We start from the raw sequence: 24,587 nt of genomic DNA, 5'->3' as shown, positions 1-24,587 counted from the left end.
GACCGTCTATCCATAGTGTTTGTAAGTTCGTGGCAACTTCTCACCACCATCTGCTAGAGTGCTGAGGCGATGAGAAAGCATGCTTATTGCGCTGCATTTGCATTACTCATAGGACCACTCAGCCTTCTGTCGACAGCACAGCAACCGCAGGCGCCGGACTGGGCGCTGCCCGGCTCGCCGACGCATAAGCAGGTGCCTCCACCTTCCGATTTCCACCGATCCAGCCGGATCGACAATATGCCCATCGGCATCTTCGATGGGCAGGCGGACGTGGGTGGCGCGCTTGTGGAAGGCAGCGGCAGATACGACAAGTCCATCGGGCAATATACGGTGACCTCGGCCGGATACAACATTTGGTACCAGCGGGACGAGTTCCATTTTCTCTTCAAGAGGATGTCCGGCGATGTCTCTCTTGCGGCGAATACCAGTTTTCCGAAGACTGGCGGTTACGGCGATCGCAAGGTCGTGCTGGTAGTCCGGCAGACACTTGAGGACGACTCGAAGGAAGCCATGGTCGGTATGCACGGCACTGGCATGATTCACTTAGCCGATCGTCCGGAAAAAGGCGCGCAGATGAGCGACATGGAATATCGTTTTGGCGGCACCCTCAACGGAGTGATTGCTCAGCGGATCGGGATCAGGAAGAAGGGTGATGAGATCACGATTTACGCGTCGATTAAGGGTGAACCGATGCACCCGCTTGGGCCTCCGCTGACAATGCACTTCGACGCACCGTTTTATGTGGGCATTGGTTTCTGTTCGCATCTCCCAACCACGCCCGACACGGGAGTCTTCTCTCACGTGGTGCTGCTGAATAAAGCAAGCAAGGTCGAGTAGCTGTTTCGCCTGGAATTCACCGACTATGCTATACCGCGCCGGCTCTGTCTTACTCACGATTGTTTTATCCGTTACTGGCTGCAAGCAGTCTCAGACCCCACCGCCCGCGCCCATTCAGCCCGCGGTCAAGCCTGCACCCGCTACTCCGCTCTCTGAAAAGAAGGACGAGCTGGGTACCGAGAACGCGTGGACACAAGTCTGGGATACCTTCATTGAGAAGAATCTCCCGCCTGAAATGTTGTCTGCCAAGGCTGCAAAGGCTGTAGAGTCGTACTGCCCGGCCTTCTCCGCCGCGTCAGAAGCCGACAAGCGGGCGTTCTGGGCGTACACGATACAGGCCATGGCGGCCGCTGAAGCAGGCCTGAAACCCGAGGCAACCGCCCAACACACGCAGCCCGCCGTTGCGAAGACGGATAAGATCACGCGCCGTCCCATGCGGCAGGAAGGCCTGTTGCAACTTTCTTATCAGGACGGAGAAACCTACGGCTGTAACTTCGATTGGCAGGCCGACAGCCGGCTCGGTCTCAAAGACCCAGCCCGCACGATCCTTCAGCCTGAGCGCAATCTTGCCTGCGGAATGCGGATACTGAAGACCCAAATCATCGACCATGATAAGCCTCTGCTCTCCCGCAGCAGTTACTGGTCCACGCTGCAACCGGGCACACAAAGCTACCATGTCTTCGCAAAGCAGATGGCCAACGTCCCGCCCTCGTGCGGGAAGCAGATAGCAAAATCCGCCGTACGGCGAAAGGCAACGCGCCGAGCACAACCGTAGCGAACGCCTATGTCTGCCGTTCGCGGGACCGGTCCGAAGTCAACTGGATTCTTGAGCACAACCGATCTGCGATTACCGAGGTCTTCTGGCCAGAAGGCAGCTGAACATAAATTCAATCCTGATAAAGGCTTTTCCCGTCACAAACCGGTCACTTCCGGTAAGCCGGCTTCCCGGTACTTAATGCGGCCAGATTTTTCCAGTCCTTTGGTTGAGGCTTTGAGGTCGGCGGCTCGTAGTAGGATCAGTCTGTTCACACATCGTTATGAGGCGGAACTGATCTTCCGGACTCGCAATGGAGGTTGTGATGTCGAATGGCGAGCTGTTTGATTTAAAGGGCAAAGTCGCTGTCGTTACCGGCGGTAACGGTGGTCTCGGTCGCGGAATCGCTTTGGGACTAGCCAGGGCGGGTGCCGCTGTTGCAGTGCTGGGCAGAACCGAAGCCAAGAACAACGCCGTGCTGCAAGAGCTTCGAGAAGCTGGCGTTCCTTGTACGGCCGTGGCACTCGATCTTACCCGGCGGGACGATCTTGCCCCAGCCTTCGAAGCCGTGGAAGCGAAACTGGGGGCTGTCGACATTCTCGTCAACAACGCCGGGAATGTCTCTCTGAGCGGCGGCATCATGAACGAAGCAGATGCCGACTGGGACAACGTAATCGCAACTCATCTGCATGCAACGTTTCTTCTATCCAAGATCGCTGCCAGGGGGATGCTCAGTCGCAGGGCGGGCAAGATCATCAATATCGGAAGCATGTACTCGTTTTTCGGGTCGGGGCTTATCCCTTCATATAGCGCCGCGAAGGGAGCGATTATCCAACTCACGAAGTCGATGGCGATCGAGTTTGCTCCGGGGAACGTTCAAGTGAACGCGATCGCACCGGGATGGTTCGAGACGGAGATGACTGCTCCGGTGAAAACGATGCCCGCGATGCATAATGAAATCATGCTGCGGACTCCCGCGGGGCGGTGGGGGCAGGCGGAAGAGCTTGCTGGGGCTGCGGTGTTCTTAGCGTCGCGAGCATCCGATTTCGTCACGGGGACCACGGTGGTCGTCGATGGTGGCTACTCGATCCGCTGATCTCAAAGTTCCGATAAACGCTCTCCTCGTCAGAGATACTTCCGGGTTGGTGCCAAATAGCGAATGCACTCGTTGATCCGCATGAGTTCCGCGAAGCCGTCTTACCGGAAATGATCAGGTAACTACTGACAAGCGCCACAGGAAAATTCCTACAGCCTTTACCACGAGCCGGTACGCTGCATGATGACGTTCTCACGGCGCAGGTGATAGAGCACTTTTCCTGTTGCTGGGTATCCCGGGAGGGGAGTACAGTGGCGTTTTCATTGCGGAAAACGCCCATAGATGCGGAAACCCTACACTACACTTACAGGAAAAATGCTCCAGCGTTTCCTGGAATCACACCGAGGGAATCGCCGATGGCCCAGTCACGCCGCACCTGGATGAAAACCGCCGCCATGGGCTTGGGCGGCCTGCTCGCGAGCGAGCGCAACCTTGCCGCGCAGCCGGTGAACCACGCCTCCGCTTTGGCCGACCCGCGCGACGAGATCAAGATAACCGGACTCGAGATCATCCCGGTCAACTCGCTGCGCAGCATCTTTATCAAGATGCACACCGATGCCGGTATCACCGGTATCGGCGAGGGCACTGTGGAGGGACGCATCCCCACGGTGGTCGCCGCCATCAAGGAGATCGAGCCCTACCTCATCGGCAAGGACGCACGCCGGCCGGCACACCACTGGCAGGCGATCTACCGGCACGCGTTCTATCGCGGCGATATTGTCCTCACCTCCGCGCTGGGCGCGGTCGATATCGCGATGTGGGACATCAAGGGCAAGGCTCTGGGAGTTCCAATCTATGACCTTCTGGGTGGCCCCACGCGGGATCGCATCAAATGCTACGGCCAGGCCGAGAGTGTCGAAGAAACCCGAACCCACGTGCTCGCCCAGGGCTACCGGTCGATGAAGACCAGCGTCTCGTCCACACGAGGCCGGCTGTCACGCTCGTCTGAGAGCCCGTACTACATCGACGGCTTTGTCGAAAAGGTAAAGGCGATCCGCGAGCTCGTCGGTCCCGACTTCGACCTGGGCATCGAGATGCATGGCGAGCATGAGCCGCCCGCCGCGATGGAGATCATCAAGGCGCTCGAGCCCTTCCGCCCCTGGTTCTATGAGGAGCCGATCCAGTTCCAGAACCTGCCTTTGATGGCGGAGATGGCGAAGAAGACAGTGTTCCCCTTCGCCACGGGCGAGCGCATGGTGACGAAGTGGCAGTTCCGTGACCTGCTGACGGCCGGCGCGGCGCAACTGCTGCAGCCGGACGTTACGCATGTGGGCGGCATCACCGAGCTGAAGGCGGTTGCCACGCTCGCGGAGGCCTTTTATGCCGATATGCTGCCGCACTCGAAGGAAGGTGTGGTGGGCTTTGCCGCCTCAATGCATGTGGCGGCGTCGATCCCGAACTTCCTCGCACATGAGGTGCCGTCGCTGCAGGCGGTGAAGGGAGGGCCGCCCAATGTGCAGCGCAGCCCGATGGGGAAGAGCTACATCAAAAAGCCATTCGTGATGACCGAGGGCAATATTGTCCTGAAGGGCAATCTGGACGGGCCAGGGCTCGGCATCGAGCTGGATGACAACCTCATCGACAATGAGCGCGGCATCCCGGAATGGAAGTTCCCGGAGATGTGGGATGCGACAGACGGCTCCGTACGCGACCATTGAGATTTGTGATGTTCCATACATCAGCATCGCAACTCCGATTCAATGAGTGGTAAGCACTGTTGTCATCATTCGAAATGGGATGGGTATACAGAAGCAGACCTCGAGTACGTTTGTCGGTACGTGTATTGGGCCGCGGATCTGCCGTGTTACCGGCAAAAAATTACTTTCACCTATTGATCAATAAAATTTATAAGCAGGAATTTCCTAGCGTTTACTAGGTCATTTGCCCCTGTCCTCGGACGACCATGGCATGACTATAATCGCCCATCGTCGTAACAAGTCCTTAATAGTTGAAATCGTAGACATCGTACCGCGCTAAAGCGTTGCTTCCCCATCTCTGAACGCAAACTCAATGCTCAGGAGGGTCTCCCCCGATGTGTACCCGTCTCGCTTTTCTGGCGACAATACTGTGTTTTGCAATGGCCTGTCCGCTTTGGTGTCAATCCTTTGACACCGGCATTCTGGGAACGGCCACGGATAGTTCAGGTGCAGTCTTGCCTGGCGCGACAATCACGATCACGTCTCCTGCGACAGGCACCCGAAAGGCCATCGTCACGGGCAGCGAAGGCCAGTACGCTGTCCGCTATCTTGCTCCGGGAACCTATGATGTTGCGATTGAAGCCCAGGGATTCGCAAGGCAGAAAAAGACTGGGATCGTCCTGACTCTCAATCAACAGGAAAAGATCGACTTTACGTTAAGTGCCGGTGCATCGGACCAGACTGTGCAGGTCGAAGCCAGTCAGCCTTTATTGCAGAGCGAGAATGCCTCGCTGGGCGCAGTGATCGATACAGAACGAACCCAGAATCTTCCGTTGAATGGAAGGAAGTTCGATGATCTCGCCGTGTTGACCCCGGGTGTCAGTGTCTACAATCCCGATCTTCATTCATCGAGCACCGACGGTTCCGCCATATCTTCCAATGGCGGCCGCTCGACCTGGGGGCAGATCAACGTCGATGGCATCACGATGGTGAACAATCGGCATGCGTATGTGAATCTCTATCCTTCCATCGACGCAATCGAAGAGTTCACCGTGCAAACCGGCAACTACTCCGCGGAGTACGGTGGAAGTGCCGGCTCGAATGTAAATATCCAGTTGAAGTCGGGAACGAATAAATTCCACGGCAGCGCATTCGAATTCATTCGTAATGATGCAGTCGATGCGCGTAACTACTTCCGCCCCGCTCCGCTTTCGAAAAATGTATTGAAGCAGAATCAATTTGGAGCAACAGTTGGTGGTCCGATCATCAAGGACAATACCTTTTTCTTTCTCAGTTATGAAAGCCTTCGCTCCATTGAGGAGTTTCCATCGACGGCGAATGTTCTGACGCCGGCGCAGCGCAAAGGCGATTTTTCCGCCTCATCGACTCCCATCATTAACCCGTTTACCGGTAACCCATACCCAAACAACCAGATTCCAGTGAATGCCGTAGCCCAGAACATCATCAATACGTATATGCCCCTGCCAAACAGCAGTGGCAGTACGAACTATGCTGGGGTCAACTCTGGCCGGTTGAGTGTAAACCAGGGTATCGTTCGGCTCGATCACAAGTTCAGCGACCGCGACCAGGTATTCCTCCATTACATCTATGCCATCCGCGACTTTCCGGTGACTGATGTGAATCCTAACTTTCACTTCACCGGTACATATCCAATCCACAACGTTGCGCTGCAATATCTCCATATCTTCTCGCCGAAGCTGCTCAACGAGCTTCGCGCCGGCACGAACCTCGAACACGTGAAGCAGTCGAGTACGCGGACTGGCACGGGTTTTACAGTTGAATCTCTAGGGATCAATGGGTTCAAAGTCGGCGGTCCGAATGGCCGGCCTCTGAATCCCAATGAAGAAGGCTTCCCCATCCTCAATATCGCTGGATATCTGGGCATGGGTGACGACCTCGCAGCATCGAATCTTGATTACAGCCGGACCTATCAGCTTGCCGACAATCTGACGTGGACCCATGGCAAACACACACTGATCTTCGGCACCGACATCCGCTATGTGCTCGACGACGCGACGACGAACAACACGCCCTTTGGAGAGATGGACTTCACCGGAGATATCACCGGGGATCCCGCTGCGGACTTCATGCTCGGTTTCCCACGCACCAGCCTTACTCCTGAAGGTGTTCCGATCACAAAGGCCCGGCAATGGCGCTCGGCTTACTACGTGCAGGACAACTGGCGTGTGAACTCAAAACTGACGGTCAATCTTGGCATTCGTTATGACCTGTTCGCTCCGCCGGTTGATGTGAACAACGTCAGCCGTACGCTCGACTTCAGTGGCGCTGTGCCGGTATTCACGCCGGCTCCGGGCCAACGGTTGAACAACATCTGGTCGATCACCCATAAAGACTTCGGGCCGCGATTGGGCTTTGCCTACAGTGTGACACCTACGATGGTGGTTCGCGGTGGATACGGAATCTTCTACTATGGCGGACAGTTCGACAATATCAACATCCTGCAGCTGAATCCTCCAACGGCAGGCAGTCTCACCATAACCAATCCCAGCAGCAATCCGGTTGCGACGATTCAGAACCCCGTGCCGGCCTCGCTCTATCCCGCGAATCCTTATTTCAATGCCGTAACTCTTCCTGCGGATCGTAGGCGCCCGGACCTCTATCTGCAAACCTACAATCTGACTGTTTCAAAACAGTTCGGATCCAATGTGCTGGACGTAAGCTACGTCGGTGTGAATGGCAGCCATATCGACAGCAGTATCAAGAATTTCAACTCGCCTGCGCCGGGCGACCTGGTCAATCCGGTCCAGGGGCGACGGCCCTACAATACCTTCGCTCGGATCCGCTATCAGGATTTCGATGGAGCATCGAACTACAACGGTTTGCAGATGCACTTCGAGCATCGGTTCACCAAAGGGCTGAGCTTTACGGCTGCGTACACGTTGTCTCATGAGCTGGATAACCAGGCCTTTGATACGAATGGCGGCGGCTGCGGGTGTCAGAACCCTCGCAACCCGCATGAGTGGGCAAGCGGAACGACTGACCAAAGGCACAACCTATCCATGGGCTACGTGTGGAAGCTTCCTGCTTTCAACAAGAGCGATGCGATGGCCGCAAAGTTGTTGGCCGACGGCTGGGCATTGAACGGACTGGTACAGCTTGCGAGCGGAAATCCTTACGATGTCCTGCAGAGCAGTGACGGACAGAATACGGATAACCAGTGGCAACGTCCCGACAGGGTTCCTGGTTCGACTTTGTCGGTGGCACATCGCTCCATTGACAACTGGTTCAATACGGATGCGTTTACGCTCAGCACGCTGCACTATGGGACGTCGACGCGGAATCCTCTTGTGTCGCCTGCAACCGACGTAGTAAACCTCGCCGTGATGAAGAACGTTGCAATGCCTTTCAACGAGGCCCATCAACTTCAGATCCGCTTCGAAGCATTCAACGCCTTCAACACTCCGCAGTGGTCGACACCGGATTCCAACCTGGGAGATGGTACGTTCGGCCAGATCACCTCAACCCGTTTGAACAACCGCGAGCTACAGCTGGCAATCAAGTACCTGTTCTGAACCCTGGCATGCTAAGCGGAGGTGTCCTGATTTTGGATGCCTCTGCTTGCTGCTCGCAGGGCTTCTACGGGACGATTTCGTATGTCGTGAATGAACAGAGACGAGAGATCGCCATTCGCCTCGCATGGGGAGTTCAAAGAGGCAACATCCTCAGGATTGTCTTGCGCCGGGGCGCCGGCCTGACTGCCGCCGGTACTGGACTGGGTGTAGTTGGCGCGCTCATCGTCTCTCACCTCATGTCCCGGTCTGCTCTACGGCGTGTCGCCATCATGACGGCTGCCAGAACAGTGCAAAATGCACTTGCCATCCAAATTAAGACTGCAAAACCTCCAGCGGTATAAATCCAATCCATCCCGTTGCCCTGATAGGTGAAGTACCTGAACGAGATATACACGAATCCCAAGCAGCCAACGGTGGTTACGATAAAGGCCGCAAGAGAGACAAAGAAGATACGACGGTAGATCATGGTGGATCATCATGATAACCGTTAGCTTTGGATCAGGCTAGGCATCTCCAGAGGATTGACTCCACCTGCGAGCACCATCTTCGCCGCCAAAAGCTGCACGTTCAGCGAATGCGCCGCCTTCGCCTTGATCCAATCACGACGCTCCAAGCCGAATGAGTTTTTGGCGCTACTCGAGACTTGTCTTCGCTTACTTGCGTGCTTGGCAAAGACCCTTTGGTGTCCACTCATGGACCATGTGGTCGGGATCTGTGATGACTGATGCAGGATAATCACGATCGATTGGCGTTCCGCCGTGCCAACCGCGGTGAGGTGCATTGATAATCCCATGGGTCCCCGGCCAGCTTTGCTGGCTGGGGTGTTCAGCGGGCTCCAGCCCGCTGATAACAGCATATAAAAGTAAATGGGCTTTAGCCCTGGGTTTTCTCCTGACGGGCAGAGAAGGCCCAGGGCTAAAGCCCATTTTTATATTGAACCGATAGACCGTGGGCTGAAGCCCACGGCTCCCACTGGTTTCGAGCTCCGCTCGAATAGCTCACCCCGAACATCCCGCCCATTGCGTTGCAATAGCCAGATGGCCGGTGAGATGGATGCCGAGGTTGTCCGAAGCCGTGGCTGCGAGTTTATTCAACGCGGCGGATGAGCAGGATCGTCTGATCGTCGGCTTGTTTGCCAAAGGCCTTTGCGGCGGAGACGATGCTGTCGCGAATGCCTGCGAGGTTCTGACCGGGCATCTCTGTGAGGAGCGCCGCGATGCGGTCGCTTCCGAACTCTTCTTGCTGAGTGTTGGCCGCTTCAAGAATGCCGTCGGTGGCAATGGCGAGAAGATCGCCTTCTTCCATTTGCAGGGAGTGGGAGATATATGCGTCCACCGGAAGCAGGCCGACGGGGAGCTGATGGCAGGTGATCTCTTGCACGGTCCGGCTGGATGCCCGGTAGTGGAGGATCGATGGGTGTCCCGCGAGCGTGTACCGGACGCGGCCATCGGGTGCAAGATAGATCGCGGAGAGGGTCGCGTACATGTGCGGCGCCTTCACCGCAGGAAGTGCGCGGTTGAGACGGTCGCAGAGACCGGCGAGGAGGAAGGCGGAGTCATCCCAGGATTCGAGCAGGATGGTGCGGACCGCGGTCTTGATCATGCCCATCAGGATGCTGGCCGGGAGCCCGTGGCCGGAAACATCAGCGACGTAGGCAAGGATGGATTGATTGGGGAGCACGACGACGTCCACCAGATCGCCGCCCACTTCTTCGCTGGGCAGCGAGAGGCCATTCAGGTCATAGCCGCTGCATGAGGCAGAGATGGGTGGCACGAGCGTGCGCTGAATGCTGTGGGCAGACTCGAGTTCACTTGCAAGGCGCGTTTCCTCCTGCCGGGCGAGGGAGAAGCGCCGAATCAGGAATAGAAGCAGGGCAAAGATATAGATTGTGCCGACGGCCGGACCAGGCATCAGCACGAACGGTTTGGTGAGCAATGGGAAAACCCAGTGCGCCGTCCAACGCTGCCAGCCCAGTTGCCACGTGACCAGGAGGATGTTGTCGATTAAGGGAAATCCCTGCCAGAGAAGGGTAGGAGCAAGCAGGATGAGCGCGTCGCGATCGCGTTGGAGTGAACGCTTAACCAGGGTTACGAGAATCCATACGATGGCAGGGAGCAACGCCAGCGTGCCAAGCAGCCCGGCGATTGCCACGGGGGTGATATTGAAGACGTAAAGAAAGACGACCGTTGGCGGGCTGATGAACAACAGGGCAACGATGAGCCACCAGGATCTGGAACGCGAGGCGTGCAGCACGACGGAGAAAAATGCCAGGGCGGCAAAGAGAGCAGCCGCTTGCACGAGGCCATCGACCAAATCGAAGACCGGCAATGGGATCAGAGCAAGCAGCCGGCCAATGCCTAATCCAATGTCGATCGCGTTCGCCAGTAGAAGCAGCGCGAACCACAGATATTCCCGTTCCTGGCGACGGATGAAAAACAGGACGAGCACGACGAGGCCGACGAGCGTGCTGAGCACGGCATAGGTATATTCATTGCCGAACCCGTTCCACTGAAGCGATCGGTCCGTCGCCGCACGTTGCGCGATGAATCGGGAGTCTCCGAAATAATTGCCGCCGTAAAACCCTCCCCGTGCAAACCCCGCCCAATTAGGAGCGTGCCAGGCGCGGATGGCAATGTGAAATGTACGCGGGCCGGAGGCGGCGGCGGGGGATAGGTCGAAGACGCGGCTTGAGATGGCGTAGTTTCGGGAACTTTGGATCGGGCCGAAAGAACCGGCGAGACGTCCGTCAACGAAAAGCTGATAGCCGGTTTCCATCGGTCCTAAATAGATGGACCAGTTCCTGCTGCCATCGGGCACCGCGACGGTGAAGCGATACCACGCGAATCCGCCATAGTTCTTATAACCCTGTTGGCCCCACTCTTCATCGGAGCGGAGCAGAGGCCATTGCGAATCGTCGAAACCAGGGTCGGCCCATCCGGGATTGTCGCCGGTGTGAAAACGCCAGAGGCCATCGAGGGAAGCAACGGGTTCGCGTCCGGTTTGCAGGTTGAAGGTCTGGGCATGGAGACCAGGGGTTAGGCAGAGTAAGAGCGACACCAGCAGCAAAGAGAACAGCGCGCGTCTCATTTGTACTTCTCCATGGGTAGGACAGAATCTTGAGAAACCGCGTTCAGGCCGTCCGCCGGCGGATTGCTCGGGACCATCAGTCACGTTCTAACCATAGTATGTGGTGAGTACCGGAAACCGCCTCTGCATCCAGGTGTCCTTTTGGATTCACGTCAAATCGGCGCGTACTCATTGACCACAAATGCTTCCCAAAAACCGGCCGTTCTGTTATTTGAATGAACATATGGGCCAGCACCCCTGATGATTCATCGAGTCGTAGTGGGACATCTTCGTGGCCATGCCCAGCAGGCGCTCCTGAACGCGCTCGGCATCGCGCTTGTCGTGATGATCATGTTGATTTTGGCGGGAGCGACGTTCAGAGAAACCCATCAGGCAGGGATGCTGCTCATCAACAAGATCCTCAAAGTGACCTTTGCCTCCATGCTGTGGCTTGGCCTGCTCGTGGGCATGGTCCTGATGACGATCAACAGGTACTCGCAGGTGGGCGAAAGGACGCAGCAGTTCGCGATTCTGAAGACCCTGGGCGCGTCCTGGACCCTTATCTATACTTTGCTGCTGGAGGAAGTGATTCTGGTTACGGTGGCCGGGACAATCGGCGGGATCGGATTGGTGTATGCCATCCGTCTGCTGCTCGCACATCTGGTTCCTGACCTGCTTTTCATCCAGGTACGCTACGAGCTGTGGCCGCTCGCAGGAATCACGGCCGCAGCCAGTTTTCTTTTCGCGGATCTGTGCGGACTTTGGGCAGCTTCAGCGGAGGATCTCATAGAAGCACTGTCATACGAACAATAACGAGTCAGCCGAAGAGACTTCTGGCTCCGCGCTCGTGATGCAGCACCCACATTGTTGCCAGACCCGCCTGCGCGATGGCGAACATGCGGGTCGCGTGAGGATGGCGCTGACACCAGCGCATGCTGCGCCGCCAGCCAGCAGGGCCTTTCTTCCAGAACTGTGCACCGTGCGTGGGGTGCAAGGCAGCAGCCACTCCGTCGCCGATCAATGTAATGGCTATTGCATGCTTGATGCGGTCTGCTGTGGTCATCTCAATCCTCCTCCGTTCTGTAGAACTTCAGATGCGGACAGAGTGAGATATGCTGCCCATGCGTCTCAGGCGGGCAGGTAAGACGGAAGAGAGCAGTTTGTGGAGAGCGAGGCTCCCATTTAGGATTTCCCCAAAACCTGAAGTGGATCAGGGGTAAGGCAAACGTATGTCAATCGAGCTCTTCGCCGGGACGTGGGACTTTGACCCAAGTGCGTCTGAACTGACGTCCTCACCTTCGCACTGGAAGCAAATCATCGATATTCAGGGCAAGCGAATTCACATTCGCGAAGAGATTTCGCGCGAAACCGGTGATCTTATTGTGGAGGTGGATGCTGTCCTGGACGGAGAGTTCTATCCCGTCAAAGGATCGCCGCTGGTCGATGAGATTTCGTATCGCCTTGATGGGCAATCGATCCATGCCATTGGACGTAAGCAGGGTGTTGTCGTCTTACGCGAGATTGTCGGCCTGTCAGCAGCTGGCATGTTGCAGTTGTCGATGTGGCTAACCATGAGCGGGAAGGAGATCCCGTTGGGGCACGCCTCCTTCCGGAGAAAACGCTGAACTATTTCTGCTCCACTTCTAAATACTCCGCAATCGAGCGATGCAGGTCGGTCGCTCCTGGGAGCTCCAGGCGTTGCTTCGCGATCTCGGCGGCAAAGGCCAGTTCGTTCATCGTTACTGCGCCGGCAATCACGATATCCAGTAGCTCTGGATATTTGGGCTCCATCGAGCAAGCCTCACGCAGAATCTCTATTCCTTCCTGCGTCTTGCCCAGATGAATCAGGCATACACCGTATTTCGCGAGGATCAGCGCGGTTGCTCCACCCTGTCTGCGAGCCGTGCTGTAGGCGTGAGCGGCTTCCTCGTACTGCTGCAGGTGCAGGCGAGCGTCTCCGATGGTCTCATACAGGACGATGCTGGTCACGTTCCTCGCTGTGGCATGCGAGAGTAGTTGGATCGCGTCGTCATAACGCTGCATGCGCAGCAGGCAGACCCCGCCCAGGATGACGGCATCCATGTTGGATTCATCCAGCTGGACGGCGCGGATCAACATGTCCAGGGCTGCCTGCGGGTCCTTGGAGAATTCCAGCAAGGCCCAGCCCAGTTCATAGGCCGTTCTACTGTCCTCTGGATAGGCTTCAAAATGCCGTCTGTTGATCTCCAGATAAAGTGCGTTCTTGGCATCGCGAACGCTTTCGTCATCGTCGACCAGCCCGAAGTGATGAATCACGAACGTTGCCTGGCCGATTGGGAGACCGAGCTCCTGCACGCGATAGACAACGGTCTCGTGCACCGGCCGTTCGAAACGGACCTCAGGATTTCGGCGGAACAGCCGGGTATTGATGGTCGTGACATACGCAGGGAAGGGGGCTGACTCCGGAAGGATACGTGGGTTCGCCAATGCTCCTTCCGCGCCGCTCCGACTGTTGGCCTGCCGTACGTAGTTCCATCGCACGACATCGAAGGCGTCCATCTCCGTTTTTGCGACCAGCTTCTTCAGAAGCTCAGCGCCCTCCGGGTCCATCATCTCGTCGGCGTCGAGGACAAGAATCCAGTCGCAGGTTGCCTGCTGCAGCACAAGGTTCCTGGCCTCGGCGAAGTCCTCGTTCCAGGGGATGGGCATCCAGGTCGCCCCAAACCTCTTCGCAATCTCAGCGGTGTCGTCGGTAGATCCGGTGTCGCCGATGATGATGCGATCCACAATGGAGCGCGCGCTCTGTAAACACCGCGCCAGACTGCTTCCGCCGTTTTTCACGATCATCGAAAGTTCGATCGTGGGTGCGCTCATAACAAAACCCTTTCGAAGCCATTGTCGCTCAGCCCGGACGACTCGGCGAGAGCCTGATTTTAATTGTTGTGTATCCGGGTTGTTGCTCACCGGCTTCTGGAACCGTAAGGCGGGAATTCTGGAAGCCCTGGGATCGATGTTCACCTTCATCGCGACGGTGACGATCATCCCGTTCATGCCCGATGGCTGGGCCCCATCTGCAGGCGGCTTTCCCGCGATGGTTGGCAACGTGGCTTTTCTGATGAAGGATGTAGTGCCGCTGGCCGTGTCGTTCTATCTGCTGAAGCAGGATCTTGCTAAAGTGACGCCTGCGGAGGAGATTGCGTAACGGTGGCTTGCTCGGACTGTGTGGGAGCCGTGGCCTTCAGGCCACGGTCCATCGACCCAAGAAAGAAATGGGCTTTAGCCCTGGGCCTTTTTCTTATAGATAGAGAAGGCCCAGGGCTAAAGCCCAACCTATCTGTTATCGCTTGTCAGCGGGCTGAAGCCCGCTGAACACCCCAGCCAGCAAAGCTGGCCGGGGACCCCGCTGCTCCCACCAGGTTCGAGCTTCGCTCGAATCTCCCCTCCATTGTTAGTCACCCCTTCGAACTCTCCGATACACTGTGATCCTCCAGGCTTAAGCTCTGGACAAGCGTTCCTCATAGGAGAACTACATGGCTTCCATTACCGGCTTTGGCGGAGCATTCTTGCGGGCAAATGATCCGAAGGCTCTCTATCAGTGGTACGAGCAGCATCTCGGCCTGGTGAAAGCTGACGGAGCGTTTGGATTTCCAGCTCCGACGCAACACCCGCGGGTTGTCTTCTCTTTCTTCAAGCAAGACAGCGCGTATTTTCCTCCGGAACAGAAGGCGATGATCAATCTTCAGGTGGATGACCTGGATGGATTGCTGGACCGTCTGATCGCCGAAGGTGTCACGGTCGATCCAAAGCGCGAAAGCTACGACTTCGGAAAGTTTGGCTGGGTCACCGACCCGGAAGGAAATCGCATCGAGCTTTGGCAGCCCATCGCAAATGACTGATGCCGCCAGCTCGGGCGGATCGACATCTTTGAGATTGCCCATGCACCGGGTGGCCCATGTCCCCTTAGGGACATGGGCCCGGCCTTTATTTTACTGAGCACTCGTATCGTTCGCTGGAGACCCGTTCTTGCTGCTAACAGGCCTAAAGCAACGACACATCTCATTCAACACGCAAGCTCAAGTCCGCTTTGGCATTCGCTGGATCATGAGCGCCTCCGGACCACGGTATGGGGCGGTGGGATACCTCTATGACGTATTCTCCCCGCACTTGGAGATCGAGATACAGACTGAGGTCGATGTCCTGAACGTAGGTGGCGCCGGGAGCAATGGACACATGGTGGAATTGTCCATTGATGACACAGGTATTAGCCAGCGCCCCATTTTGATTGGAGGCGGAACTGGGCTGACGCAAGACCTTGAAGGAATAACCAGAGCAAAACGGCTGATTGGGCAGCCCCGTGGTGTTCAGCATGTAGGGAGACGATCCCAGATTTGTCACTTTGAAGTGAAGAATAGCTCTCTGTCCTGACTGGATGACGTCTTTATCCAGGTAGAAGGTTGCAGAGACCTGCGCGAAAGCTTCAGCGCATGAAAGAAGCGCAAAGAATGAGGCTACAGCCCAGGTCCGCATGGCGGTCAATCCCCTTGAGTGCTCTCCAGTGTTGGACGTCTACCGGGGCTATTCGGGATCAATCGCCAATCGAACGAATTACTCTCGCAGGATTTCCGCCGGCAAGGGTATTCGGGAGAACGTCTTTGGTGACGACCGCGCCTGCGGCTACGACTGAGTTCTCACCGACGGTGACTCCGCCGAGAATGGTCGCTCCGGCAGCAATCCACACGTTTCTTTCGATCACAATGGGCTTTGCGATGACGAAGGCGCGCCGTTGCGAAGGCTCGACCGGATGGCTTGATGTGATGAGGCTTACGTTCGGCCCGATCATCACATCGTCAGCAATGTCGATGCCGCCGAGATCGTACATGGTGCAGTTCTGGTTGATGAAGACATTGCGCCCAATGCGGATATTCTCGCCACCGGTGGTGTAGAACGGGGGGATCAGCGAAAAGCTCTCGTCTACCTTGCGGCCGATGAGATCGCTGAACACGGCTCGAATCTCGTCTGCATCGTCGAAGGTCAGACGGTTGAGAGCCGGAGTGATTGCCATGGCACGCTTGACGCTGGCCACCATGGCCGCCGACTCCGGCGTGCGCCTGGGAATAATCCTGGTACCGTCGTCATTCGACATTCATGATGCTCCTCAGGTTGTGAATGTGGATGCATTTCACCGCACGCTCATTCCTGAGTGTAGTCAGGTTGTCGACTAGTGCGAAAGCAATTGGCGCAAAGCTGAGGGCTGGGTTAGCTCTTCCATGTTGTAGTCGCCAATCATTTTCTGCAACGAATCGGGCTTGAATTCCACGTGCCGCAACGCCTTGCCGCGCAAGTCGAAGATATAGATCACCTCGGCTTTGAAGGTTTCGGCTCTCGGCCCCATTCCTTCCCCGATGTATTCGACGTCAATCGCCACCGCGTTCGACTTGTCGTTCACGAAGAAAGCTTTTGCTGAGCCAGCGAGCCCTGAAGCCTCGCAAGGCGAGTTGTTTTCCCGGCACCACGAATCATCGATGAGGTCGCTCAGGTCGTCGTCAAGCCATTTCATCGAACGATCATTGGCGACTGGCAGCAATGAGGTTTCGACTGCGGTTGCAGGATCATACAGGCTCAGGCGTAGAGGGTGGGTCCTGGCAAAATGAACCGTGTTGCCCTCGATGAGGACACGGCGAGAAGGGCGGCTCTCCCACGGCCAGCCATAGAGAATGTGTTCCAGTTTGAGATGACGCGAAAGAACAAACTGGCAGGAAGCTGAAGGTGTCTGGTGAGTCTCGAGGAAGAACTTCTCTTCAATGGATCTGATCCGAACAACGCTGCCGAGGCACCCATTCCTGGGATCGTCATCAGCGTCAGACTTACCCTGGATTTCGAGGTAGCTCCACGAGTTACTCGGCTTGTCCAAAAGCAGAATCTGCAATGGAGGCTGAATAGTTTTTGACTCCGGATGGAAGGTATAGAAGCCAAGGACGAAATACGAAGCGTCGTTCAGGGTGTCGTAGTCGCTGATGGGTGTCTGTAGTGCGACGGGCGGAGCGGGGGCCTTGGGAACTTCCTGTTTCAGTAAATCTGCCAAGGGATGTCCCGGAGGGACGGGATGAGGCGAAGTCTCGGCGGGCGCCGAGAGAGCGAACATTACGGAGAGCAGCGTTGCTGTGATCGCGCATTTCACAGCCAGAACTTTACGCTGAAATCGTCGACTCTGAACACTGAAACTATAGAGCGGGCCTTCAGCCCTTGAACATCTTTGGCAATGAAACCTGGGGCGTTGCCCCAGGCTGGTATAGAACGCGCCTTCAGCGCTAAGAATCGTGAGATCTTTTTGCTTTGTCATTTCGGAGCGTTCGGGGTCCACAACCAGCTTTGCTGGCTGGGGTGAAGCGTAGCGGAGAAATCTGCTTTTGATACGTTGTCCCCAACCGGGGCGCCCCACCCTCACAACGTGAGGGTGGGTTCGGAATACCCAAAATTCCTATCAAAATTCAAACCGAATTTATCGAACCGCGCGTCCGCCTACCGAGTCCGCAGACGCGCGGTTCAGAGAAGGTCTTACTTTGCCGGAACGGAGATGGTGATGTTGCGGTATTCGATGACGCCGTGGTGATCGCCCTGCAGATAGAACGGTCCCGGCTCGGCCTCGTTGCTATCAAGAGCGCCGCCGGTCGGGCCGGGGATCTCGACATTGTCGTGGTACACCTTGCCATCGCGCAGAACTGTTACATGCCTGCCGACCAGAGTGATGTCGAAGGTCGTCCATTTTCCGAGACCGAGCTCTGAACCCGCCGGCGGTGGATAGTGGCTGTAGATCGCGCCCATCTCGTGCGATGGCAGCTTGCCGCCTTCGGTGCCGACCTGTACCTCGTAGCGGCCGCGCAGGTAGATTCCGCTATTACCGCCTTCAGGGCAGTTCACTTCAATATGCAGCTTGAAGTCCTGGAACTTCTCGGTGGTCATGATGTTGGCAGCGCCGTGGGTCCTTTGACCGGGAACTTCAGGGTTGTCATTCACCAGCTCGCCATTGCGAGCCACCCATTTGCTGTTGTCGACATTGCCGATCGGCTCCCAGCCTTTCAGATCCTTACCGTCGAAAATAGGCCGGGGCTTGGTCCACTTCTTCGGCATGGGCCGATCCAGCGAAGGCGCCTTCACGCCGGCGAGTGCTGGGCCATCGGTGTTGCCGTGCTTCTCGATGCCAGTCAGCTTGCCTGCGCTGGGAGAGGTGAGCTCCCAATTGGTCGCTTCTCCCACGGCCACGATCAATTTGCTTGATTCGATGTGTGCGTCCGAGATCGGATGCCACCCGCCGCCGCGCGGCTGAACGCGGCCTTCAATCTTGCCGCCGTTCTCCGTCAGCTCGATCCACTGCGGATATGGCTTGCCGGTGGCGGGCGTAACGGTCATGTCCCAACGGCCGAGAAACGCTTTGGTGTTTTGCGCGGCGACGGTCGAGGCGAGCGCGATCGCCATGAAAGGTGCAAACAACATCTTCGTTTTCACCCTATGAGTGTAACGCTACTGCCGCTCGTGAGGTTTTATCGGTTTTTCGCGCCGTATTTGCAGGAATTACGTTAGCTTTCAGTTGGCGCACGGAGCTTCTGAGGACAAACAACCGGGCCCGAAGTAAGCTACTTGCGAGAGAATTCCGCCTTTCTCCCGTCACTCTAAAACTCGATGCAATCTGGAATGCCTTTATGACTCAGGAGATTTCTGTCCCGCCCGCTCGGACTCAAAGCAGCATCTGGCCGAACCTGGTTGCCTTCTTCATCTTGTATGCATTCGCCGCCCTGGCTTTATTGCATTTTCTGCGGCCAGACTATACCCCGCGCTCTCACATGATCAGTGATTACGCGGTCGGGCATTTCGGCTGGTTGATGCAGTCTGTCTTCGTGGCGATGAGCCTTGGCTATCTCTCATTGGCACTCGGACTCAACCGGAGCGGCCTACGTTCGCTGGTCGCCCGTCTTGCGATATCGCTGCTTGTGGTGGTCTCCATTGGCTTGATCGTCTCCGCGATCTTCCCCACAGATCTGGAGGAGTCTACCGTAAGTACTCGCACCGGCAATATCCATACCGTCAGCTTCCTCATTAATGTGGGCGGCAGCATACTCGTTGCGCTACTTTTACCTATGGCGTACTGGAAACATCCTGGCTGGCGATCGTTTCGCCTGGAGTCAGTACTTTGGGCAGTGCTTATCCTTATCGCCTTTGCTATCCAGTTCCGTACGCTGCATCGAGGCGCTCCCTACGGCATTACCAATCGCGCATTTGTCCTGGTCCTTTTCTCATGGATGCTTGTCACTGCTTCTCGCCTGCGGACCGTTCTGATTCGCCCCACTCCTGCTCCTGCGGCAGCTTGAATTCGAGAGGAAGCGTGCGCTGCTGTTCGCCGGAGCGGAAGGTGGTTTCAAGAACCGCCATGACGGCAAGAGCGTCTCGCGAGGAGACAGGTGCAGGCTTGTGGTGCAGGATGGCATCGCGCACGCCTTCATAGAACGGCAGTTGATTGCCGCGAGGCGTGGGGTATTCCACTGTCTCACCCGTGCCGGCATAGAAGACCGCGGGCACAGGGTCGATACCGAAGGCCGGATCAAGCGGAGACATGCCTGCCTGCAACTGCGCCTCCTGCGTATCGAGCCCATACTTCACCCAGGTGCCCTGCGTGCCATGGAGTATGGAGCGAGGCAGTGAGCCGGAGGCAAGATTCATGGCTTCGAGGACGATGCGCTTGTCCGGATAGCTGAGGATGACGTGGGCCCAGTCATCGGTCTGTCCACCGTCACGCAGGATTGCGAACGAAGCGGTGATCTGCTGGGGCAGGCCGAAGAAGTGCAGTGCCATGTCGATCATGTGTGGACCGAGATCGAACCACAGTCCTGCGCCCGGTCCGGCATCCTCTCTCCAGCGCTTGCGGACGACTGGGCGATAGCGGTTCATGTGGCAGTCAAACTGCACCACGCGCCCGAGCACTCCACGTTGCAGCACTTCGTCGATGGCAAGAACTTCGCTCTCCCAGCGGCGGTTATGGAAGATGGTGAGCATACGGTCTTTACGAAGGGCAGCAGCGCGCAGCTTTTCTGCTTCGGCCAGATCGAGCGTGAACGGCTTGTCAACCACGACATGCTTGCCGGCCTCAAGCGCCGCCATCGCGAGCGGGAAGTGTTCGGTGTTCGGCGTGGCGATGACAACCAGGTCAATGTGTTCGTCCGCAATCAGTTCCTGCGGCGTGCAGACACGGACGTCTCCCAAGGCCGCGCGGATCTGGTCTCCCTTGGAAGACGCGACCGTGGTGAGACGCAGGCCAGGGATTGCCTGAATTAAAGGAGCATGAAGGACACGACCCGCGTATCCATAACCGATAAGACCAACGTTCACAAACTCACTCATCACTACCATCGTGCACTATGTGTCGGGGTTAGTTCAAAGGAGCCCAGCGGCGCATTGAGTGGGGTGATTCGAGCGTAGCTCGAACCGGTGGGAGCAGCGGGCTTCAGCCCGCTGATTAGCAAGCATCAAAACGTCGGGCTTTAGCCCTGGGCATTCTCTGTCTATCAGGAAAAGGCCCAGGGCTAAAGCCCGACCTCTTTTGTGGCCAATAAACCGTGGGCTGAAGCCCACGGCTCCCACCCGGTTGCTAAATCGAGAACGGCGATGCGCCGTCTTCATCCCAGCTATAGTTCGCTTTCTTTATTCCACCGTTCTGCTGAAACGTCCAGCGCTCGGGAGCATTGCTTTGCAGCATATCGTCCGCGGTAGCGGCAGGAGTTGTCGCTGCGATGGCGAAGGCCTCACGCAGGGCTGCCTTCTGTTCTGCTCCAATCGCGCCGGGTTCGGGAGAGACGATCAGCGTGGTGCCGCTGCGCGCCACCACGTCGAGCCAAATGCGTGTCTTCTCCCACGCGATGGCTTTGGTGAGCGGAACACAATCCGCGTCCACGATGAAGAGAGCGCGGTTCTGCGGCAGCCGGAAGGCGAGCGTGTTGACGCCCATGCGGCGTGTCCGCTCCCAGGCTCGTCCGCTGACATCGTCTCCCGTGCGATTGGCTTCAAACAGCCCGGCGGCGAGATGTCCGATGGTGTTGCAGCCGATGACGACCGTCTGCTCACCTGCAGCTTCGCGCAGGCCACGATACAGGTTGAGTACGATCTCGGCATTGGTGAGTGAGCGATCGTTAAAATGCCAACCGCCCGTCGTCATTGATGCTCCCATCTCACTGCCCCAGCCGCCGAACAGCTCGTAGGTCGAGAAGTCATGCTTGACCAGATCATTGCCCCAGCGCACCGCCTCACGCATGGTGTTGAGTGCGGCTTCGCGAGCCTCTGGAATGGTGGGGTCGTAGGCAAGGTCGTTGAAACGCTCTCGCCGGCGTCCGAAGCGTACGTCGGGAAGGAGAAGTTTGGGATCGGTGCCTGCATGCGCTTGCAGCGGGCGAATCCACAAGCCCGGACGTGCGCCTTTGGAGCGGATCTGTGCTGTCAGTGCCGCCATGTCGGGAAAGGTTTGTTGGTTCTGCCAGCCGTCGTCGACGATGGCGAACGGCTTCGGCCCGTTGGAGGGTGCAAGCGCTGCGACCAGCTCCGCATCACGGAGGATGCCTTCGGCAGTGTTCTTGCCGTAAGCGTAGTACCAGTCATTCGATCCGTAGACGGTAGTCTTCGGCAGGCGTGGCGAGGGACACATGGTGCGGCAGAAGGCAGACAAAGCGCTATGAATGGACTCGCCGCGATCTCCGCGACGCGCGACCAGCGTGGCTGCCTTGAGCACGCGTGATCCGAGGAGGACGCCCTCGCCGCCGTTGCGCACGTCGAGCCAGAGCGTGATTCCTGCCGTGTCGACCTGCCACATCCCAAGGCTCGCAGCACCGGTCTCGACTCCGTAACAGTGTGTGGTGCCGTTCTGGTGAACAGCGCAGTACCAGGGCAATGGACGCTCGGCGACGACATTGCGCCAGCCGAGGTCACCGTACGAGCGCTCCCACGCATCGCCCAGCACGACGATATCTTCGGGATACCGGAGGCTCCAGCGAAGACGCAGGTGCGTCACAGCCACCGACGGAGCCGCGAGCGATACGACGGTTCCTGTTCGCGAGTTGTCGAGCGTAACCACCAGGTCGCCCGCCCGCCATTCGCTGCCGGAACGAGTCAACGGGCGTGCATTGTCCAGTCCAGCAAATGCCGTTATCTGTGCAGGTGTCTCACGAAGATCGGCAAAGGGGAGCGATGGCTTGACGCTCTGTGCGCGAAGCGGTGTGGCGGCGAGCGAAGCCGAGGCGGTTGCTCCCAGGATGAGGTCACGGCGACTCAACAGCGCGAGGGATGTCTTTTTCACAAGGAGAATTATTCACGAAGTGTGGGCGCGCGTCTTGCGGTGAGTTTGGAGAGATGTTTGTTCTACCGAATATTAGTGAGTCGTTGGGCCTGCTCAATCGCCTGAACGGGAGAACTATAGAGCGGGCCTTCAGCCCTTGAACATCTTTGGCAATGAAACCTGGGGCGTTGCCCGGGCAACGCCCCAGGCTGGTATAGAGCGCGCCTTCAGCGCTTAGAGCCTGGCACCTTTGCTTGTCGTTTCTCTTGTTTTCCTTGCCCGGGGTGCCCCGCCCTCGCAACGCTAGGGTGGGTGGGGAATGCCCACAACTTCTAACAAGGCCCAAAGCAAGCGTCGATGCATCCTGCGGCACAGGTCTCGGGTGGTTACAAATCCAGATCAACCTGTGATTCCGGCGTCGAACAGCAGATCAACGCATTCCCGCCGGCCGGCTGATCCAGAGGATCAGGAGAATAATGCACGTTGCCACTCAGCAGCCCACATTCACACATGTGACAGACGCCGGTGCGGCAAGACCATCGGACGGGAACGCCGCAGGCCTCGGCAAACTCCAGCAGGCTTCGAAATCTGTTGTCCCACGGTACCGTTAGATTGCTGCGCGTGAACGAGACAAGCGGTCCGTTTCCCGTGGATGCAGTGGGTGGATGCGGAAGTTTAACCTCGGCCTTCACGACGCCGGGGGTGATAGAACCCACTGAGCCGAATATCTCCTGGTGAATCGTGTTCGCTGGAACCGACAAAGAGGCCAGGGCTCGGGTGATGTCGTTTTGAAAGCCTGCAGGGCCGCACAGGTAGAAATCGGCATCGAGAGGCATGCCGAGTTTCCGCAGGCCATCAAGATCCAGACGCCCTGCGAGATCGAAGTCCTTTCCCAGCCGATCTGTCGGTTCGGCTTTGCTATAGACGATCACCGAATGGCTTCCGGGAGCGGCTTTCAGCAGCCCGCGCGTCTCTTCGACAAAGCCATGTGTTCCGCCACTGCGCGTTCCGTGAATCCACCACACCTCGCGATGAGATGCTGCGCTATTGGAGGCAAGAGCATGCAGCATCGATAAGACTGGAGTCGCACCGATCCCGGCGCTCAGCAGAACGACCGGACGTATCCCGGAACGCAGTACAAACTCGCCACGCGGCGCGCTTACTTCAAGCATGTCGCCTGCCTGGGTTACGTCCGCAATGTATTGGCTGCCTGGGCCGGTATCTCGCTTCACGCTGATGCGGTATGTTCCCGCATCGCAAGCGCCTGAGATGGAATAGCTGCGCACCACTGGGCGCGAACCTTTGTCCGGGTATAGCCGCAGGACAAGGTACTGGCCCGGCAGTGCGGCCGGGAGAGACACGCCATCCGCGGACTCCAGCACTATGGACTTTACTTCATTGGTCTCCTGGTGGACTGCGCCAACCCGTAGCGTGCGAAAGCCATTCCACAAGGGTGGAGATGCGATAGAAGATGTAAGACCGGCGTTTCCGCTATGCACTCCCTGCTCATCTGCTTTCAGTAACTCTTCAAGCGAGCCCTTCCATCCACCGCTCAGTGCAGGAATATCGACCGCTATCGCAATGCGTTTGGCATCGTGATTCGGCAGATACAACAAGCCGTCCACTTCGGCGACGGTAATTCGTCCGGGACCATCGGCGATCTTCTGAATCTCATCTCCTGCGCCAACCTCGCCTTCTGTAATCACGCGGAAGTAGAATCCCGGCCTTCGGTGCGAGACAAGCAATGCGGCCATCTGCGGATTGTTCATGCGGATGCCAAGCCGGTAGCAGGTCACGCGAGGCTGCGTCACCTCAAAGACCGCGTTGCCGATGCTGTATCGATCGCCGATACAGACCTCATCATCCGCAAGACCTTCGACGGTGAAGTTCTCTCCGAACTGCCCGTGTTCAAAATCGTTGCGGTTGAGTACCTTCTCCCAGTAGCGATAGGCATCGATCTGATAGACCATGACGGCACGGTGTTCGCCACCGTGACCTGCAAGGTCTCCCTGGCCATCGCCGTTCAGGTTCAATCGCCGGGCAAAGACACGGCCCGAGACAGGGAGCTTCCAGATTCCGGTACGGACCAGCTTGCCTTGCCATTCGATCTCACGTGGAAGGCCGACATTGACTGAGAGCAGTTTCGCCATGCTCCCTCCATTTGCGGTACGTTGCCTTACTTGGCGTTAACAATCATCTACCTCGCGCGATGAAACGGACAGGCTGGTACCTGGCTTTTTGATTCGGGAACCAAACGTTATCTGGCACCGTATCTCCGGAAAGAGGAGCCCGCGCATGCCCTTCCGGCTGTCCGCTCGTTGTCTCACGGGTATCACCCTGTTCGCTTGTGTAT

At 57.3% G+C, this 24,587-nt stretch carries 22 protein-coding genes; 11 read left to right on the top strand and 11 right to left on the bottom strand.

What is annotated here, in order from left to right; genetic code table 11:
- Window positions 1–69 precede the first annotated feature (69 nt).
- The 6 genes from FTW19_RS22470 (at window position 70) to FTW19_RS22445 (ending at window position 8,219) form a co-directional block, all read left to right on the top strand.
- Window positions 70–837 (top strand): biopolymer transporter Tol, encoded by a 768-nt coding sequence (locus FTW19_RS22470; RefSeq protein WP_147649819.1) that lies wholly within the window; start codon window positions 70–72, stop codon window positions 835–837.
- A gap of 25 nt (window positions 838–862) precedes the next feature.
- Complete coding sequence (locus FTW19_RS22465) at window positions 863–1,612, top strand: hypothetical protein (RefSeq protein WP_147649818.1); 750 nt, start codon at window positions 863–865, stop codon at window positions 1,610–1,612.
- Window positions 1,613–1,916: 304 nt separating this feature from the next.
- Complete coding sequence (locus FTW19_RS22460) at window positions 1,917–2,687, top strand: SDR family oxidoreductase (protein WP_147649817.1); 771 nt, start codon at window positions 1,917–1,919, stop codon at window positions 2,685–2,687.
- Between the two features lie 251 nt (window positions 2,688–2,938).
- Window positions 2,939–4,345 carry a galactonate dehydratase gene (gene dgoD, locus FTW19_RS22455; protein WP_147649816.1) on the top strand — a complete coding sequence of 469 codons (1,407 nt, stop codon included), beginning with the start codon at window positions 2,939–2,941 and terminating at the stop codon, window positions 4,343–4,345.
- Between the two features lie 374 nt (window positions 4,346–4,719).
- Window positions 4,720–7,878 carry a TonB-dependent receptor gene (locus FTW19_RS22450; protein WP_147649815.1) on the top strand — a complete coding sequence of 1,053 codons (3,159 nt, stop codon included), beginning with the start codon at window positions 4,720–4,722 and terminating at the stop codon, window positions 7,876–7,878.
- 32 nt (window positions 7,879–7,910) lie between these two features.
- On the top strand, window positions 7,911–8,219 hold the full coding sequence (locus FTW19_RS22445) for an FtsX-like permease family protein (RefSeq protein ID WP_187143129.1): 309 nt from the start codon (window positions 7,911–7,913) through the stop codon (window positions 8,217–8,219).
- 146 nt (window positions 8,220–8,365) lie between these two features.
- On the opposite strand, the gene FTW19_RS22440 is transcribed toward FTW19_RS22445, so the two are convergent.
- Window positions 8,366–8,659: a hypothetical protein gene (locus FTW19_RS22440; RefSeq protein WP_147649813.1), complete on the bottom strand. Its 294-nt coding sequence runs from the start codon at window positions 8,657–8,659 to the stop codon at window positions 8,366–8,368.
- A 305-nt stretch (window positions 8,660–8,964) separates the two neighbouring features.
- Window positions 8,965–10,965: a PP2C family protein-serine/threonine phosphatase gene (locus FTW19_RS22435; protein WP_147649812.1), complete on the bottom strand. Its 2,001-nt coding sequence runs from the start codon at window positions 10,963–10,965 to the stop codon at window positions 8,965–8,967.
- 240 nt (window positions 10,966–11,205) lie between these two features.
- Here FTW19_RS22435 and FTW19_RS22430 point away from each other — a divergent pair, with 240 nt between their 5' ends.
- Window positions 11,206–11,757: an FtsX-like permease family protein gene (locus tag FTW19_RS22430; protein ID WP_147649811.1), complete on the top strand. Its 552-nt coding sequence runs from the start codon at window positions 11,206–11,208 to the stop codon at window positions 11,755–11,757.
- Between the two features lie 4 nt (window positions 11,758–11,761).
- Here FTW19_RS22430 and FTW19_RS22425 read toward each other — a convergent pair whose 3' ends face one another.
- Complete coding sequence (locus FTW19_RS22425) at window positions 11,762–12,007, bottom strand: hypothetical protein (RefSeq protein WP_147649810.1); 246 nt, start codon at window positions 12,005–12,007, stop codon at window positions 11,762–11,764.
- A gap of 166 nt (window positions 12,008–12,173) precedes the next feature.
- Between FTW19_RS22425 and FTW19_RS22420 the strand changes: the two genes are divergently transcribed.
- Window positions 12,174–12,569, top strand: coding sequence for a hypothetical protein (locus tag FTW19_RS22420; RefSeq protein ID WP_147649809.1), 396 nt, complete (start codon window positions 12,174–12,176; stop codon window positions 12,567–12,569).
- A 1-nt stretch (window position 12,570) separates the two neighbouring features.
- Here the strand turns inward: FTW19_RS22420 and FTW19_RS22415 are convergent, their stop codons facing one another.
- Entirely contained in the window at window positions 12,571–13,797 is a 1,227-nt protein-coding gene (locus FTW19_RS22415) for a glycosyltransferase (RefSeq protein ID WP_187143128.1), read from the bottom strand.
- Here FTW19_RS22415 and FTW19_RS26315 point away from each other — a divergent pair.
- Window positions 13,694–14,125, top strand: a complete 432-nt coding sequence (locus FTW19_RS26315) for a DUF417 family protein (protein WP_348641860.1) — start codon at window positions 13,694–13,696, stop codon at window positions 14,123–14,125. The two genes, FTW19_RS22415 and FTW19_RS26315, sit on opposite strands and share 104 nt — an antisense overlap.
- Window positions 14,126–14,453: 328 nt before the next feature.
- Window positions 14,454–14,819 (top strand): VOC family protein, encoded by a 366-nt coding sequence (locus tag FTW19_RS22405; RefSeq protein ID WP_147649807.1) that lies wholly within the window; start codon window positions 14,454–14,456, stop codon window positions 14,817–14,819.
- A 160-nt stretch (window positions 14,820–14,979) separates the two neighbouring features.
- Here the strand turns inward: FTW19_RS22405 and FTW19_RS22400 are convergent, their stop codons facing one another.
- From FTW19_RS22400 to FTW19_RS22385, 4 genes are all read right to left on the bottom strand, one after another.
- The gene (locus FTW19_RS22400; RefSeq protein ID WP_147649806.1) at window positions 14,980–15,450 is read right to left on the bottom strand and encodes a hypothetical protein; all 471 of its coding nucleotides are present in this window, start codon (window positions 15,448–15,450) and stop codon (window positions 14,980–14,982) included.
- Window positions 15,451–15,508: 58 nt separating this feature from the next.
- The gene (locus FTW19_RS22395) at window positions 15,509–16,066 is read right to left on the bottom strand and encodes a sugar O-acetyltransferase (protein WP_147649805.1); all 558 of its coding nucleotides are present in this window, start codon (window positions 16,064–16,066) and stop codon (window positions 15,509–15,511) included.
- A 75-nt stretch (window positions 16,067–16,141) separates the two neighbouring features.
- Window positions 16,142–17,101: a hypothetical protein gene (locus FTW19_RS22390; RefSeq protein ID WP_147649804.1), complete on the bottom strand. Its 960-nt coding sequence runs from the start codon at window positions 17,099–17,101 to the stop codon at window positions 16,142–16,144.
- A gap of 377 nt (window positions 17,102–17,478) precedes the next feature.
- Window positions 17,479–18,414 carry a 3-keto-disaccharide hydrolase gene (locus tag FTW19_RS22385; protein ID WP_246153451.1) on the bottom strand — a complete coding sequence of 312 codons (936 nt, stop codon included), beginning with the start codon at window positions 18,412–18,414 and terminating at the stop codon, window positions 17,479–17,481.
- A 206-nt stretch (window positions 18,415–18,620) separates the two neighbouring features.
- Between FTW19_RS22385 and FTW19_RS22380 the strand changes: the two genes are divergently transcribed.
- Window positions 18,621–19,286 (top strand): DUF998 domain-containing protein, encoded by a 666-nt coding sequence (locus FTW19_RS22380; protein ID WP_147649802.1) that lies wholly within the window; start codon window positions 18,621–18,623, stop codon window positions 19,284–19,286.
- Here the strand turns inward: FTW19_RS22380 and FTW19_RS22375 are convergent.
- The 3 genes from FTW19_RS22375 to FTW19_RS22365 form a co-directional block, all read right to left on the bottom strand.
- The gene (locus FTW19_RS22375; protein ID WP_147649801.1) at window positions 19,225–20,313 is read right to left on the bottom strand and encodes an oxidoreductase; all 1,089 of its coding nucleotides are present in this window, start codon (window positions 20,311–20,313) and stop codon (window positions 19,225–19,227) included. The two genes, FTW19_RS22380 and FTW19_RS22375, sit on opposite strands and share 62 nt — an antisense overlap.
- Window positions 20,314–20,560: 247 nt before the next feature.
- Window positions 20,561–22,255, bottom strand: coding sequence for a hypothetical protein (locus FTW19_RS22370; RefSeq protein WP_147649800.1), 1,695 nt, complete (start codon window positions 22,253–22,255; stop codon window positions 20,561–20,563).
- Between the two features lie 365 nt (window positions 22,256–22,620).
- Entirely contained in the window at window positions 22,621–24,384 is a 1,764-nt protein-coding gene (locus tag FTW19_RS22365; protein ID WP_147649799.1) for an MOSC and FAD-binding oxidoreductase domain-containing protein, read from the bottom strand.
- Window positions 24,385–24,587: the final 203 nt, after the last annotated feature.

The sequence above is a fragment of the Terriglobus albidus genome, from assembly GCF_008000815.1.
Taxonomy (GTDB): Bacteria; Acidobacteriota; Terriglobia; order Terriglobales; family Acidobacteriaceae; genus Terriglobus; species Terriglobus albidus_A.
This window is presented reverse-complemented; position numbering and strand designations above follow the sequence as displayed.